We start from the raw sequence: 14,750 nt of genomic DNA, 5'->3' as shown, positions 1-14,750 counted from the left end.
TCTATTAAACTGGGTAACTAATTGAATAATTAAGGACGTATTTCAGCCCACCAACGAGTCATGTAATGCACTTTAGCGCGAGCAGTGCGAGCAAGAGTTGTTAAAATGAGGTTGGTATCATTTAATTGAAACACCCCAGATATTAAGTAATCATCTAAACTTGGCGCACATTTTACAAACCCACGGTGATAACGTGATAACTCCGCTAAAAAATGCTTTATGGGCATGTTCCGCACAGAAAGAAGCCCTTCGGTCCAACTACTGTAATCAAATATATGATTATCTAACTGCTGCACTGAATTTGAGGTTATTTTATAAAGGGCTCCTGCATTCATTACTTGGTTAGTACGTAAAGAATTTGGCTGCTGTACAACAATATTGCCCTGCATAACTTTAACTAGCGCATGGTCATCTTCATGACGCACAAAAAACTGTTTACTATCACTTATTAGCACTCCATGATTAAGTTTTATTTGGAGCGGCTGTGTGCTCACTGAGCCGGTATATTGCATTTCTCCACGCGTTAAATGAATGCGTTTATTTTGGTTGTTAAAATTAAGCTCAACGGTACTGCCACTATTAAGCCAAAGCTGACTATTATCGGCTAACGTAAAAAGTTCACGTTGATTAGTGGTTGCATAATCTGCATTAAGATATTGCCAAGCGCCTTGTTCATCAGCTAACCAACTAACACTTGCTAAACTAAGCGTGGTACCTGCTATTTTCTTTAATGCTTGGCGGCGGCTCATGCTCTGTATGTCACGATCTGTTTTTTGTAACGTTGAATGAACTATGCTGGCGCTTTTTTGTGTCGCGTTTGAAAATGTTGATTCTAATAACTCAATCCGCTGCCATGCCAGTTCGTGCAAAGGATCAGCTAAGCGCCAACGTTGGTACTCATCAAGATCTTTAGATTGTGCGTTGCCTGACTCGAAACAAATACGCCAAGCAATCGCTTGTTGCACAATTTGATCAGTTAAAGGCGTGTGTTTTGATTTTTGCACAACAGTGGTATCCATCTATTACTTTTAATCCGAATAAGTGAGGGTATAACACCCAAACATAGCTTTAGCGATGTACTTTTCAATAGATGATAAGCTTACATCGAGTTGTTTTGCCACTTCTTTATAACTGAGCCCATCGAGTCTAACCATTAAAAATGCCGTTTTTTCAATTGGCCTTAAACCACTTAATAGTCGGTCTATTTGTTCTAATAACCTCAACAACTGAAATTGCTCTTCCGGTGAGAAATAAGCTGTTTCTGGCATGCTTTCTAAAAAAGCGACATAGTTCTTTTCTAAAATCTTGCGCCGTATGTCATCAGTTACTAAGTTACCAGCAACTTTTGTAAGCCACGCTCTTGGGCTACGTATTTCGCTATATAAAGAGGGTTTATTTAATAAACGCATAAACGTATCTTGAGCAAGATCTTGTGCACTATCAGTGCTGTAGGTACGCCGCGCAATCCACCGAACAAGCCACTCATGGTGTTCCTGATAAAGCGTATTAAACCCTACTGAGTTAGCGGTATTGCTAGTCAAAATTTAGATATTCCTGTAGCATATTTCCCGAGAGTATAAATGATTTTCATTCCCATTCAAGTATATTGCGATATTCTGTTTAGTTTAATAATAAAAAATTTGTTATTCATTGATGGAAATAGATTCTCGTTCGGCATTAGTTATAGAACCAATAAATTGTTCATCAAAAAGATGCACACATTGACATAGTTTAATGGTGATACACCGTTGAATTTATGGATCATATTTAAAGATTAGGAATAAAAATGTTTACAAGAGCCATGCTGTTGTTGTGCTTGCTTAGCGGTGGGATTGTGCAGCTATCTATGACAGTACACGCCACAGAGCAACCCCTCTCGATGGTGAGTACTAGTGAAGTAACACCTGAACTTACACCAGTTGTAGATACAATTGTTGAGCAACCCGTAATCGTAACACCTAGTTCTGACGCCATTAACGCCACTGATACAGAGCATGGATTTACCGAGGCCGCTTTTGATGCTCATGACTTATCGCCTTGGGGAATGTACAAAGCAGCTGATGTTGTAGTGAAAAGTGTAATTATAGGGCTGCTTATTGCCTCGTTAGTGTCATGGGCTATTTGCATATTTAAATCTGTACAGCTCAATGTTGCCAAACGACATGCTAAAAAATTACTTGCTCATTTGATCCAAAGCACAAGCTTTGCAAAGGCGAGCCATGACCTAACACAGCAAAAAAGCGAAGCGTTAATACTTTTAACTGCAACTCAACATGAGTTATGCCTTAGTGCGGCAGGACCGGCTACAGACGAAGCGTTAAAAGAGCGCTTAATTGCTCGTTTAGAACGAGTACAGACCTCTCTTTCTGCAAATATGAATAGAGGGACTGGCGTGCTGGCAACGATTGGATCTGTAGCACCATTTGTAGGTTTGTTTGGTACCGTTTGGGGTATTATGAACAGCTTTATTGGCATTGCTAAAACGCAAACAACGAACCTTGCTGTAGTCGCACCAGGTATTGCCGAAGCATTACTAGCTACCGCTTTGGGTTTAGTGGCGGCAATTCCAGCTGTTGTTATGTATAATCATTTTTCTCGATCAATTGGCAGTTATAAAGCCATACTGACTGATATTCTTACTGCCACCATGATATTAATTAGTCGTGATCTTGATAGGAAAAACCCTCAGGCAAAGCCTTTAGCTAACTTACTTAATGATGATAAAAAACCTGTTAACATCATATCTAAAGAGTCTTAAATCATGGCGTTTAGCACTAAAAATACCGATAACGATGGTTTAGATGAACAGCATGAAATTAACGTTACCCCCTTTATTGATGTGATGCTGGTATTGCTGATTATTTTTATGGTCGCAACACCGCTTGCTACAGTGAGCGTGCCCGTTAAGCTTCCTGCTGTTGCAGCCCCTGCGCAACCAGAGAGTGATGATCCTACCTATCTAACGTTACAAAAAGACTTAACCTTAATACTCGGTGAGGGCGATGTCATTCAACAACAAAATTTGGCTCAAGAGCTAAATCAACGTGGAATTGAAACTGAGCAACGTATTTTATTGCGTGCTGATAGCAAAGTTGAATATGGGCAGTTTATGACATTAATGAATCAATTAACCAAAGCAGGCTATTCACAAGTTGCGCTAGTGGGCTTAAAACACGAAACGGACGTTGCCCAGTGAGTATGTTTGCAGGCACCACTAAAAAAGCTTCTCGCTTAGTATCGTGGCAAGTAATTACCGCTATTTTAGGGGCTGTTATTTTACACCTTGCTATTGCCAGTTATTTTTTATTACCAAAAGAACGCAATAACAATGTGCCTATTCAAGCATCGCCACAGGTCTTTGAGGTAAGCGTTGTTGCTGCCCCAAAATCTGAACAATCAGCGCTACCAGTTGGGCCAAAGCAACAAGAATCAGCGCCAATGAAGCAGCAACGCAGTGAACCTGAGACTACAAAAATAGAGCCTTTAGTAAAGCCAATTATAGAAAGTAAATCTGACTTTACCATCAAAGACAAACCAATTAAGCCTGCGCTAAGTAAACCATTAAAAAAAACCGCTGAGAAAAAAACAGACGTTGCACCAAAGTCTCAACCTAATAACACAGCGGCAACTGGAGCGAGTGAACAATACGTAGAGCAAACGAGTGCACCTGCAGCGTTACCAGTAAAAGAAGCCAAAGTGGCATCTGGGCCTGTAAAAGGTGCTTTGAGCGAACAAGAAAGCTCAGCTAAACAGCTTTGGCAAAGTGCGTTGCAGGTGCATTTAGAAAGGAAAAAACGTTACCCACGAATGGCTAAATTACGTGGGCAACAAGGTATTCCATGGGTAAGTTTTACCATGGACAGAGAAGGTAATGTACTCGATATTGCTTTATTTAAGCCCAGTGGAATAGCAGCATTAGATCAAGAAGTCATCGAATTAGTTAGGCGTGCAGAGCCTTTGCCTGCACCACCAAAAACAGTAACAGGAAACCCAATAAGCATGGCCGTTCCTGTTGCATTTTTTATTCATTAACAGCGATACCGCTGTGTTTATATAACCATTACTAACTACATGACAAGTAGTTAGCTAATATTTAAGGATCGCTCATGATTGAACAGTTATACGTTAACGAAGAAGTTAAAATACTCACTTTAGCCCAAAAGCTAAAACTAGACACCACAACCACACATGACAGCCTAGATAAGACAATTATGACAAAGCGGCCTTTTGCAGACTTAGACCGTTACGCTTTATTTTTAGCGGTACAGTATCGTTTTCATTTAGCCATAGCGCCACTGTATTGTAATCCTGGGCTATTATGTTTATTTGCAGATTTACCTGAACGAGCGCGTCTTAGCCATCTTGAAAAAGATCTTCTAGATCTCAATGTTGACCTTAATGATATGAAAGCGCAGATCCGTTTGCCAGACATTGGCTACCCTGCTTCTCTTGGCTGGCTTTATGTCTGTGAAGGCTCTAATTTAGGCGCGGAGTATTTATTGAAAGCGGCAAAACGTATTGGTTTGTCTGAAAAGTTTGGCGCGACCCATTTAGCTCCTGCCGCAATCGGTCGTGGACAATCATGGAAAGCCTTTACAACAGCTTTAAACGCTATTGAGCTCACGCATGAAAAGCAAATCCTTGCTATTGATGGAGCCCGAGATGCTTTTAGCCTAGTACGTAGTGCCGTTGATAGTGTATTTGAATAACAAGTAATGTAATTATTTATATGATCTGGCAAAAAACGAAATGGTAAATTATGAAGTTTATTAATAAGACTAACCCTAAATTAGTTACAGAAAACTTAAAGAAAATAGCTTATTTGCTCAGTGGTTTTTTACTTACTGGGCTGGGTATTATTGGTGCTTTTTTGCCTGTCATGCCAACAACTGTGTTTCTTATTGGTGCTGTTTTTTGTTTTAGCCGCTCATCACAACGATTTGAGTATTGGCTACTTAATCACCCTCGCTTTGGTAAAACACTGAGGAATTGGCAAACGTACGGTGCAATTTCTAAGCCAGTAAAGATCATGGCAAGCCTTGGTATGGTCATAGGCTATGGATTATTTTACTTAGGCGCGCAACCCTCTTTATTATTAGCCTGTGCTGTAGCGCTATTTATGGCTGCGTGCGCGTATTATGTTGTTTCACGGCCTTTGCCGAAATAGGGATGCTAATTTCAAATTCACCTCATTTTTTAAGTCATCAATTTAAATTGTGAGGTGAACATATTATCTCTGCTAAAAGATGTTTTTCCTGGGCGATTTTCAAATACGTGTCCAGCAGCTATTGAATTGCATGCTACTTTAAATTTAACGCAAGGTTGCTTTGAAAAAGCAGGTATAACACCAGACAGTTACTCTGAACGTGAAGAACTTCCAACATTTAAAGAGTTGAAAGGACAGTTGTTACTTGCTGATAGAGGATATTATTCAGGTAGTTATATTCATGAATTAGATAAAGCAGGAGGATTTTACGTATTAAGAGCGAAGGGATTAAAAGCAGTCAGAGTACATAATGCTTTTAAGCAAAATGGACAGGAATTAACAGGAAGTCATTCCCCAAAGTTATGTGAATTGCTCCCCAAATTACCTAAAAATGATATTATTGATATGAATGTTAGCATAAAAAACAAGCTAACAAGAGTCGTTGGGTATTGGTCAAAAAAAGAAAAACAATATACATTTTTAGTCACTAATTTATCTATTGATGAATTTACAGCGACTGAAATAGGCAAATTATATAGGTTACGCTGGCAGGTTGAATTACTTTTTAAGGAGTGTAAGTCTTATAATAATTTACGCGGCTTTCAAACATCAAACGCAACCTTACAAGAGGCGCTAATTTATGTAAGTTTAATAGTAACCACGCTTAAAAGGTTTTTAATTGGCTGTATTGAAAAGATATTCAAAACTGAAATGTCTACAATGACAGTAGCAAAAACAACGGGTGTTTGGTGGATTGGCATATTAACAGCGATTATTAGGAAGCATAGGAAAGGATTGTTAAATGCAGTTAATGGAGCATTTGACTTTCTGAGGAAAAATGCAGCTAGGGCGCCCCCCAAACGCGATCGAAAAACAGGAGTATTTCAGTATGGGGTAGAGCCAAAGTTTTAAGTGTACTAGCTCAGACTTGATCTGACAGTTACCCATTTTTCTAATGGTGACTGTTAGTTTAGATTTGAGCTAAATTCTTTTCTGCCCAAACCGTTTTTCCATCCAGTAATGTTTCAAGTGGTGTTCGACCGCAACATACTTTTCCTTGATGAGTCCGATCATTGTTGTAGTAATCCATCCATTCGTCCAGATCTTTTTGTAGTTTTTCCATTGAATCGTACAACTTTTTGCGGAATGTGATTTGATAGAACTCGTTCAAAATCGTCTTATGGAAACGCTCACAGATACCATTTGTTTGCGGGGACATTGCTTTCGTTTTTGTATGGTCGATGTCGTTAATTGCCAAATATAGCTGATAATCATGATGCTCAACTCGCCCGCAATACTCAGTTCCTCGGTCAGTTAATATTCTAAGCATAGGCAATTTGTGACCTTCGAAATAAGGCAATACTTTATCATTGAGCATGTCAGCCGCTGTAATTGGCGTTTTCGTTGTGTAGAGCTTCGCAAAGGCGACTTTACTGTAGGTATCCACAAAGGTTTGTTGATAGATACGACCAACACCTTTAAGGTTACCAACATAAAATGTGTCTTGTGAGCCAAGATAACCGGGATGCGCTGTTTCAATTTCACCACAGGCTTCATCGTCATGTTTTTTCTTTTCTAGCGCAGCAACTTGAGCGTCAGATAAAATAATACCTTCATTAGCGACTTTGTTTTCCAATGCTTTCAATCGTTTTTTGAAGTTTTCTAAATCGTGACGCAACCAGATTGAACGAACACCACTACCTGAGACAAACACGCCTAACTTACGAAGCTCATTGCTGGTTCTATGTTGACCGTGAGCAGGATAGTCAACTGCATAGTTAATGACGGCTTGCTCTGTTTCTTCGTCAACGCGATTCTTTATATTTGGTGTACGGCGGTTCTTTTCGATTAATGCATCGATACCACCTTCATTAACGAGTTCTTGATAACGATAAAATGTATCTCGTGATACGCCCATGACTTTACAGGCTCTTGATACATTGCCTAGTTCTTCGGCAAGGTTAAGTAAACCAGCTTTGTGTTTTATGATTGGATTGTTAGTATGCAACATGAGAGTTACCTTTTTGTTTGTTTTGATTTAAAGATTCGACACCTTTATCAAAACGGGTAACTCTCACTTTTTCAAGTTGAATTGTCAGATCTTGTCTGAACTAATACATTTTAAGGCTGTACTTAATATTTTTCTTAAGTACCTACCTATGACATCCCTGTCTCTTGATCACAACTTTTCTGTCTGCTGAATTGATATTAACAATTCGGCAGATTCGACCATTTCTGCTAATTTCAACCACCCCTTCCAGAGTGCTTTTACGCCAACTCGACCATTTCTTTTACTGTCATACCACCCTCCCAATTTCGCTAAACTATAGTATAGCCAATGGAGAGACGGTACTTTATCCGGCAACACATCCTTTTCAACCTTTGCCCATAGTAATTTCCACGTCATCTCTTTAACACAAGTTGTACATCTCACTTCTTTGTCTAATTCACTCCTTTGCGCCATATTTTGCAGCTGTAATAACCTGACAGCAATAAACGCTTTAATGATCGCAATTCGTAAAATATTATCACTGTGCTGCAAACGTAAATCTTCTACTTCGGTTCCATCTGTTTTCCATGTTTTATGAAACTCCTCTACACGCCAGCGAAGTTCATAGTATCTTACTAATTTCTGGGCATCTTCTGCTGTGTTTACGGGCTCTGTCGTATATAAAATCCAACATAATGGATTTTTTTGCGTACTTTCTTTTTCCTGACAGACAATGACATTGACGCTCAATGTCGGTGATTCTTGCCCTTGTACTCGCTTAGGCTTGGCGAGTGTTATAGGTTGATAGCTCAATGTAATTCGGGCCTGACGCGCTTTTCTTCCCGCACGTTGCGCTATATTAATAGTGTAACAACACTGACCCTGCGCTGTTTCTATTAACTGATTGAGATTGCATTGAGGCTCTATTAATTTTCTATTTTCTTTTGCTCTGACTAAAAATCGATGCCCTTCATCTTTTTGGTAAGTCATGTACTCATAAATGTCAGCTTCTCTGTCGCAGATGTTAAGTATATTTGATAATTCACCTGTACGTTTTTTTATATCCATTAATGTTTGTTGCCAGCGATAGCTTTCTTTCTTTTCGTAAGGGCGTTGCTGTTGTTGATCTTTAGTCCCTTTAACCTTTGATTTCCTAAACCAATAGTACTGGTCGAGTAAACCAATAACGTGCTCCGTATCTGCATCAATTGCTAAAGTTGAATGCGCATATAGCGTTCTTGTTTTTGATGGTTTTCCTAATGTATTTGCACAGTTCACATCGCCTAACCCTTTGCAAACACTGTGTTTAAATGTCAATCCTGTCGTATCTTGGATAGCGAGAACCAAAGGCAACTGCTTTACCGCTTCACTCGTTTGTGAAAATCCTGAATCGGCAATCGCTTGAGGGGATATTTTCTCATTTCTAATGAAACGATAAGCGGCTTCAATTTTTGCGGGTGTATCAGAAACCTTAACAATTGAGCTGTCTGCATTCTCAGCCATATCGCTTGCTAGTAGAGCTAATCGTCGGGTGCGTCTCGGATCTCCTAAATTAGCATTACCAAAAATTAATTGAGCCCATTCTTCAGAAGTGTTTGTGTGCATATGATAAATCTATGAGTGATGATGATCGATTAGATCACAGACTTAACGATATTCAAAGACTTGTGTATAAGAGACAGATGACATCCATGTAGGCAACAAAGAATAAATAGTCCCAGGGCAGAACCCTTCGGGCAGTGTCCGTTTGGCATTAATGCTACGTTATCGCCTATTTATGGGGAACAACCAAACTACTTAGGCTTTGCCTTGCCTAAATACCAAACAGACTGCTACAAATTTAACCTTGAAAGGTAAACAGATGTATGGACTCCCACTTCCCTCAGGAGTTACGTAATAAGCGACTAAACTTTTACCAAGGAGCCCATACATGTTTGATTGTAATGTAATCGCAATTGATTTAGCAAAAAATTTATTCCAAGTTTGTAAAACATGATAAGAATGGAAATGTTATTTATAACAAAGCAATCACAAGAGCTAAACTTAAAGAATTGTTAATTAAGGAGAAAAAATCTCTAGTTTCTATGGAGTCGTGTGGCGGAACACATTATTGGGCACGCTTTGCTAAACAGGCTGGTCATCAAGTAAAAGCAATTAATGCACGACAAGTAAAAGCATTTCGTCAAGGGCAAAAAACAGATGCTAATGATGCGCTGGCTATTTCTGTTGCCGCTCGGCAACCTCATATCAAAGAAAGCCGATTACTTTCAGTGCAGGAGCAATGCCTGCAAGGCATTGAATGTATGCGTGATTTATTGGTCAAACAAAAAGTAAGTTTAAGTAATCAACTCAGAGGCTTACTTTTGGAGTTAGGGTATCCAATAGCTCAAGGTGATACCCCGTTAATTCACGCTATACCAGAGATACTAGAAGAGGCCGAAAATAGTTTAACAGCCTCCTTTCGCTTTTCAATTCACCTCCTTTTTCAACGCTTTAAGGAGACAAGTGAAGAAGCAAAGCTGATTGAAAAACAATTGCATGAAATAATAAAAGAAGATAAAACCTGTAATCGCTTACAAGCCTTAGAGGGAGTTGGTCCAGTCTGTGCAATCTTGATAAAAATAGCGCTAGGTAATGCGACACATTTCAAAAGTGGTCGAGAAGCCGCTGCATGCTTTGGTCTAGCACCAGTGCAACATAGCAGTGGTGGTAAAGAGAAAATAGGCTGGATATCTAAAGTGATAGGAAATAAGAAGCTGCGAAGTGCTTTGTATTAAAGAATCGGCCGCAAGCGACCGAGTTTAAAGGAGTCCTAACTGAGCCCCGTGTTTTTCTTTATTGTCTAATTCGGTTAGCTGGTTTTGCACATACGCTCTGATCGTATCTTCGTTTGCATTTCCTATCGTTTCGACAAAATAACTCTGAGTCCACAGCTTACCCCCCAAAAGTATCGCCTCTTTACATCTGGATAAAGTCGAAAAAATTCTCTCGCCGAAATACTCTTTACTATCTGCATTATTTTACTAGGTGACATTTTCGGTTCACTTCGAACTACGATATGAATATGATCTTCTGGTATTTCTAACTCAATTATATCAATGTCATAGTCGTAACCAATCTTTTGAATAATTGCTTTCATCTCTGTTCTATAAGGCTCTGAGAACACTTTATGTCGATATTTAGGTATCCACACAAAATGGTACATGATCCTAAAAACGTGATGCGTATTTCTTTGAAGTTCCATGTGTTCGATAGTATAGACTGGGACAAGCCCAGTCTACACTATCCAGCACGGGGGCTTGCCCCCGAGATTTTCGCTACGCTCTGTTAAAGGTGCATTAGCGGTTGTTTCCCAACTAGAAAAAAGAGAAAGTCGCAGTGAAAAAGATGTATGGTTGAAAGCATTAACCGCGCGTCGAGGAAAGAAAGTAGCAGCCATTGCTTTAGCGAATAAAACGATAAGAACGGCTTTTGCAATGCAAAAGCATGATAAAGAATACCAGCCACAATTACTTGCGGCTTAAAATTTGTCAATAAGAGCGCTTAAAATAGGTAAGACCAACCTTCAATAGACTGTTAGGGCCTGAAGTTTCATAAACTGCTCAACAGAAAAGTCATGAAGGTGCGAATACATAAGAGGCCAGAGGTAGCACCTCAATTTGAGTCCGTATATAAGCTAGCATCTAAATTTATTTTAACTTTTTCTTTTTGACATTTACGGGGAGTCCATATAGGCCCTAGCTGGCTTTTGTAATATAACTGCAAATATTGTGAGATATTATCTTGTTATAAGCTTTACTAACAGTAAAAAATACTCGCACTAAATTCAACATAACCAAGCTGGTATTTTTAAATTATGCCTGTTCCTTATCTATCCAATCACTATTGGTCAAAAGGTCGGAACCGTCACTAAGTTCATTTATTAAACAAAATTAAAGTTAATTTATAAATTAGTGGAATAAAAAATGAAACATGCAGTCCCTTTAATTGGCTTGGCATTAATTGTATTGTCAGGCTGTGATGACGATGTAGAAATAGTAGAAAAAGAAGTGGTTGTTACCAACACCGAAGTGGAAATTGTTGAAGTACCTACGCCCATTGTTGTAGAGGTTGCTGAAGGCGCAAATATTCAGCTAGGCACTCGCCCCGACTATTTAATTGATGATATGGCGCAAAGCACACTAAAAACAAAATTAGAGTCATGCAGCGAAGGGCCATTTTATCGTACTGATTTTTCCATTGGTCATCGCGGTGCGCCAATGCAATACCCTGAGCATACTAAAGAAGCCTACATTGCTGCAGCCAGAATGGGCGCAGGCATTGTTGAATGCGATGTTACATTTACAAACGACAAAGAGCTTGTTTGTCGCCACTCTCAATGTGATTTACACACCACGACTAATATTTTAGCCATTCCTGAACTTGCAGCGAAATGCAGTGTGCCATTTACACCAGCCGATCCTGCTAATGGTATTGCTGCATCAGCTAAATGTTGTACCAGCGACATAAGCTTAGCGGAGTTTTTAACACTTGAAGGTAAAATGGATGGTGCAAACACTAATGCAACTACCGTTGCCGATTACATGGATGGTACACCAAGTTGGCGCACTGATTTATATGCCACCAACGGCACATTGATGACCCATAAACAAAGCATTGCACTGTTTAATGAGCTGGGTGTAAAAATGACCCCAGAACTAAAATCGCCACAAGTAAGTATGCCATTTGATGGAATGACACAAGAGCAATATGCGCAAAAAATGCTAGACGAGTACACACAATTGGATGTGCCAGCCTCAAAAGTTTACCCGCAATCATTTAACCTTGATGACGTAAAATACTGGATTAACAACAACCCTGACTTTGCAGACAAAAGCGTATACCTAGATGGTCGCGACAGTGAAGCCGGTTTTGATCCAAGTAACCCACAAACATGGCAACCGAGCATGGATGAACTTGTTGCCGATGGCGTTAAAATTTTAGCCCCTCCTATTTGGATGATGCTAACAATAGATAGCGAAAACAATATCGTCCCCTCGCAATATGCAATTGACGCTAAAGCGGCAGGTTTAGCGCTTATTGCATGGAGCCTTGAGCGATCAGGCCCGCTAAATGAAGGCGGCGGCTATTACTATCAATCAATTGCTGATGTTATAGATAACGATGGCGATATGATGACGGTTGTTGATGTACTTGCAAAAGACGTGGGGGTTATGGCTATATTTTCAGATTGGCCTGCTACGGTAAGTTATTACGCTAGTTGTAATAAAATGCCTGCAAGTATTTAATACCAATCTGCTTATATATGGGGTCTATTTAACGTTAAGAAAATTACGCTAGGGCCTGTTTATCTTTCGAGGTTAAATTTGCATCAGACTGTTTGGTATTTAGGCAAGGCAGAGCCTATGTAGTGTGGTTATTCCCCATAAATAGGCGATAACGTAGCATAAATGCCAAACAGGCGCTGCCCAAAGGGTTCTGCCTCGGGGCTATTTACTCTTTTTTACTCGGTTTTTACTTAGCCCACTAGGTTACAAACCTCGCGCCGCGATTAAATGCCCCTAGATTGAACAAATTTTAATCCTGAAAGGTCAATAGGCCCTAGAACTAGGCAAAATTTTTTTTATCTAGTTGTTCTAAATAAAAATTTTTAACGACGTTATAGTGAAATTTAATTCGTTAAATTGATCAAAGATTTATGCAGGTTGGTATAAATACTCGACAACAAAAGTCGTTTATTTTATCGCGCTCAGTTACCATATCATTATATAATTTTATTTAACTGAGCGCTTTTATGATAATCCAACAACATAATGCTGACTTGCCAACACCTACAGGTTTAATGCGAACAACTGTATATCGCCCTCAAGCGCAAGGACAGTTCCCTGCTATCATTTTTTATTCTGAAATATTTCAGCAAACCGCCCCGATTGCACGCAGCGCAGCTATTTTAGCAAGCCATGGCTTTGTGGTGTTAGTCCCGGAAGTATTTCACGAGTTAAACCCTATAGGCACTGTGCTTGCTTACGACGATGCAGGTAAAGACAAAGGCAATGCCGACAAATGGGCAAAACCACTTGAGCATCATGATAGCGACACGCAAGCCATTATCGACTTTATAAAGCAACAAACTTACTGCACAAGCACCGTAGGCGCAATGGGCGTATGCATTGGCGGACATTTAGCTTATAGAGCAGCACTTAACCCTGAAATTAAAGCGGCTTTTTGTTTATACGCTACTGATATTCACAGCAATACATTACCGGCAAAACTAGGCAACAACTCATTCGAGCGTATGGCTGATATACAAGGTGAAATTCACTTTATATGGGGAAAACAAGACCCGCATGTACCAAAGGAAGGCCGCACTAAAATATACCAGCAATGCGTAAGCACTGGCATTAATTACCAATGGCAAGAAGTTAACGCACAGCATGCCTTTATGCGTGATGAAGGTGAGCGATATGACGCTGCCCTTGCTATTAATATGTATCAACAAGCGGTTGCATTATTTAGCCGTACTTTATAAGTGCTTTATAGATATTTTAAAAGCGAAAATAATTAAACGCCTTTCAGCATACCTAAAGCGGTATGCTGCTTTACAAAGTATGCTTTTAAGTAATCAATAAACAATCGTAACTTTTTAGATCCCGCAGCCCCTGGCGGAAATACTCCGTACAGTTCAATATCTTTGCTTTTATAATCATCTAATATTATTTCAAGCAACCCAGCTTGTACTTTTGGCCACGCATCGTAAAGCGGAATACGCCCGATGCCATGCCCCGCTTCTACAAAGGCAGTACGTGCGGCTGCGTTATTAGTACTTAGCCCGCCTTGCATTGTAATATCGTGTTTTTTGCCATCTTTTTGAAGTGTTAATGTTTTACTCCCGAGCTGGTAAACGACCCATTGGTGCTCTGCTAGCTCTAAGGGCGTTTTAGGTTTTCCAAAATGTGCAAAGTATTCCGGCGCGCCACAAATACAGGTGCTCATTGTAGTCAGCTTGGTTGCCTGCAAGTTGGAGTCACTCAGCGCCACACCCCTAATTGCAAAATCAAACCCATTTTTAATAATATCGATAACGTCATCCGTAAGTTGTAAATCAATTTTTATTTTAGGATATTGCCGTTTAAAGGTATTTATTGCAGGCACAATTAATTGCATTCCTACATTTACGGGGCAACTAATTTTAAGCAAACCTTGTGGCTCACTTTTTATATTTTCTATTTGTTGATTAGCGGCATTGGCTTGTTCGGTAATTATTCTACAACGCTCATAATAAGCAATGCCGGCTTCAGTGAGCGCCATGGTGCGGGTTGAACGATTTAGTAAAGTGATTTCAAGTTGGGTTTCTAATTTTTTTAAATGATAACTTGCCACGGCTCGCGTAAGCCCTAGCTGTTTAGCAGCAGCGGTTAAGCTACCCTGCTCTACAATTTGTGCAAATACCACCATACTTTTTAACTGCTCAAACGACACTTTCATAAACGCTCCACAATGTGTTTCAAATTCAACTCTTTAATTGTATCAATTATTAAATCAATAAAGTCAAAT

The 14,750-nt window shown here is 39.6% G+C and carries 16 protein-coding genes; 10 read left to right on the top strand and 6 right to left on the bottom strand.

What is annotated here, in order from left to right; genetic code table 11:
- Positions 1 to 29: 29 nt before the first annotated feature.
- Positions 30 to 1,019 carry a FecR domain-containing protein gene (locus LOS73_RS09005; RefSeq protein WP_033031508.1) on the bottom strand — a complete coding sequence of 330 codons (990 nt, stop codon included), beginning with the start codon at positions 1,017 to 1,019 and terminating at the stop codon, positions 30 to 32.
- A gap of 9 nt (positions 1,020 to 1,028) precedes the next feature.
- A complete protein-coding gene (locus tag LOS73_RS09000; protein ID WP_033031506.1) occupies positions 1,029 to 1,541 on the bottom strand; it encodes a sigma-70 family RNA polymerase sigma factor in 513 nt (170 codons plus the stop codon).
- A gap of 245 nt (positions 1,542 to 1,786) precedes the next feature.
- Here LOS73_RS09000 and exbB point away from each other — a divergent pair, with 245 nt between their 5' ends.
- The 6 genes from exbB (at position 1,787) to LOS73_RS08970 (ending at position 6,118) form a co-directional block, all read left to right on the top strand.
- Positions 1,787 to 2,758, top strand: a complete 972-nt coding sequence (gene exbB / locus LOS73_RS08995; protein WP_457934860.1) for a tonB-system energizer ExbB — start codon at positions 1,787 to 1,789, stop codon at positions 2,756 to 2,758.
- 3 nt (positions 2,759 to 2,761) lie between these two features.
- Positions 2,762 to 3,196, top strand: coding sequence for a biopolymer transporter ExbD (locus tag LOS73_RS08990; RefSeq protein ID WP_033031504.1), 435 nt, complete (start codon positions 2,762 to 2,764; stop codon positions 3,194 to 3,196).
- A gap of 2 nt (positions 3,197 to 3,198) precedes the next feature.
- A complete protein-coding gene (locus tag LOS73_RS08985; protein ID WP_050484164.1) occupies positions 3,199 to 4,032 on the top strand; it encodes a TonB family protein in 834 nt (277 codons plus the stop codon).
- A gap of 74 nt (positions 4,033 to 4,106) precedes the next feature.
- Positions 4,107 to 4,709 carry a biliverdin-producing heme oxygenase gene (locus LOS73_RS08980; RefSeq protein ID WP_045984463.1) on the top strand — a complete coding sequence of 201 codons (603 nt, stop codon included), beginning with the start codon at positions 4,107 to 4,109 and terminating at the stop codon, positions 4,707 to 4,709.
- Between the two features lie 50 nt (positions 4,710 to 4,759).
- Positions 4,760 to 5,167, top strand: coding sequence for a YbaN family protein (locus LOS73_RS08975; protein ID WP_457934859.1), 408 nt, complete (start codon positions 4,760 to 4,762; stop codon positions 5,165 to 5,167).
- Positions 5,168 to 5,221: 54 nt separating this feature from the next.
- On the top strand, positions 5,222 to 6,118 hold the full coding sequence (locus tag LOS73_RS08970; RefSeq protein ID WP_457934858.1) for an IS4 family transposase: 897 nt from the start codon (positions 5,222 to 5,224) through the stop codon (positions 6,116 to 6,118).
- Positions 6,119 to 6,176: 58 nt separating this feature from the next.
- Here LOS73_RS08970 and LOS73_RS08965 read toward each other — a convergent pair whose 3' ends face one another.
- Positions 6,177 to 7,217 carry an IS481 family transposase gene (locus LOS73_RS08965; RefSeq protein WP_337149778.1) on the bottom strand — a complete coding sequence of 347 codons (1,041 nt, stop codon included), beginning with the start codon at positions 7,215 to 7,217 and terminating at the stop codon, positions 6,177 to 6,179.
- 168 nt (positions 7,218 to 7,385) lie between these two features.
- Complete coding sequence (locus LOS73_RS08960; protein ID WP_457934857.1) at positions 7,386 to 8,801, bottom strand: IS4 family transposase; 1,416 nt, start codon at positions 8,799 to 8,801, stop codon at positions 7,386 to 7,388.
- 365 nt (positions 8,802 to 9,166) lie between these two features.
- On the opposite strand from LOS73_RS08960, the gene LOS73_RS08955 reads away from it, so the two are divergent.
- On the top strand, positions 9,167 to 9,973 hold the full coding sequence (locus LOS73_RS08955; RefSeq protein ID WP_457934954.1) for an IS110 family RNA-guided transposase: 807 nt from the start codon (positions 9,167 to 9,169) through the stop codon (positions 9,971 to 9,973).
- 122 nt (positions 9,974 to 10,095) lie between these two features.
- Here the strand turns inward: LOS73_RS08955 and tnpA are convergent, their stop codons facing one another.
- The gene (tnpA, locus tag LOS73_RS08950; RefSeq protein WP_457934953.1) at positions 10,096 to 10,401 is read right to left on the bottom strand and encodes an IS200/IS605 family transposase; all 306 of its coding nucleotides are present in this window, start codon (positions 10,399 to 10,401) and stop codon (positions 10,096 to 10,098) included.
- Positions 10,402 to 10,495: 94 nt separating this feature from the next.
- On the opposite strand from tnpA, the gene LOS73_RS08945 reads away from it, so the two are divergent.
- The 3 genes from LOS73_RS08945 to LOS73_RS08935 all read left to right on the top strand — a co-directional run bounded on the left by LOS73_RS08945 (position 10,496) and on the right by LOS73_RS08935 (position 13,725).
- Complete coding sequence (locus tag LOS73_RS08945; RefSeq protein ID WP_033032352.1) at positions 10,496 to 10,720, top strand: hypothetical protein; 225 nt, start codon at positions 10,496 to 10,498, stop codon at positions 10,718 to 10,720.
- A 441-nt stretch (positions 10,721 to 11,161) separates the two neighbouring features.
- Entirely contained in the window at positions 11,162 to 12,484 is a 1,323-nt protein-coding gene (locus LOS73_RS08940) for a glycerophosphodiester phosphodiesterase family protein (protein ID WP_457934856.1), read from the top strand.
- A 506-nt stretch (positions 12,485 to 12,990) separates the two neighbouring features.
- Positions 12,991 to 13,725, top strand: coding sequence for a dienelactone hydrolase family protein (locus LOS73_RS08935; RefSeq protein ID WP_306723763.1), 735 nt, complete (start codon positions 12,991 to 12,993; stop codon positions 13,723 to 13,725).
- Positions 13,726 to 13,757: 32 nt separating this feature from the next.
- On the opposite strand, the gene LOS73_RS08930 is transcribed toward LOS73_RS08935, so the two are convergent.
- Positions 13,758 to 14,681, bottom strand: a complete 924-nt coding sequence (locus LOS73_RS08930) for a LysR family transcriptional regulator (RefSeq protein ID WP_007376878.1) — start codon at positions 14,679 to 14,681, stop codon at positions 13,758 to 13,760.
- Positions 14,682 to 14,750 lie beyond the last annotated feature (69 nt).

The organism is Pseudoalteromonas sp. SCSIO 43210 (assembly GCF_054133285.1).
The sequence above is the reverse complement of the archived record's forward strand: the minus strand, read 5'-3'. Positions and strand labels throughout refer to the sequence as shown.

Coding starts and splice junctions, on each gene's coding strand:
- LOS73_RS08965 (WP_337149778.1), bottom strand. CDS start 7,217: ATGTTGCATACTAACAATCCAATCATAAAACACAAAGCTGGTTTACTT.
- LOS73_RS08940 (WP_457934856.1), top strand. CDS start 11,162: ATGAAACATGCAGTCCCTTTAATTGGCTTGGCATTAATTGTATTGTCA.
- LOS73_RS08980 (WP_045984463.1), top strand. CDS start 4,107: ATGATTGAACAGTTATACGTTAACGAAGAAGTTAAAATACTCACTTTA.
- tnpA (WP_457934953.1), bottom strand. CDS start 10,401: ATGTACCATTTTGTGTGGATACCTAAATATCGACATAAAGTGTTCTCA.
- LOS73_RS08935 (WP_306723763.1), top strand. CDS start 12,991: ATGATAATCCAACAACATAATGCTGACTTGCCAACACCTACAGGTTTA.
- exbB (WP_457934860.1), top strand. CDS start 1,787: ATGTTTACAAGAGCCATGCTGTTGTTGTGCTTGCTTAGCGGTGGGATT.
- LOS73_RS08985 (WP_050484164.1), top strand. CDS start 3,199: ATGTTTGCAGGCACCACTAAAAAAGCTTCTCGCTTAGTATCGTGGCAA.
- LOS73_RS09005 (WP_033031508.1), bottom strand. CDS start 1,019: ATGGATACCACTGTTGTGCAAAAATCAAAACACACGCCTTTAACTGAT.
- LOS73_RS08930 (WP_007376878.1), bottom strand. CDS start 14,681: ATGAAAGTGTCGTTTGAGCAGTTAAAAAGTATGGTGGTATTTGCACAA.
- LOS73_RS08990 (WP_033031504.1), top strand. CDS start 2,762: ATGGCGTTTAGCACTAAAAATACCGATAACGATGGTTTAGATGAACAG.
- LOS73_RS08960 (WP_457934857.1), bottom strand. CDS start 8,801: ATGCACACAAACACTTCTGAAGAATGGGCTCAATTAATTTTTGGTAAT.
- LOS73_RS08975 (WP_457934859.1), top strand. CDS start 4,760: ATGAAGTTTATTAATAAGACTAACCCTAAATTAGTTACAGAAAACTTA.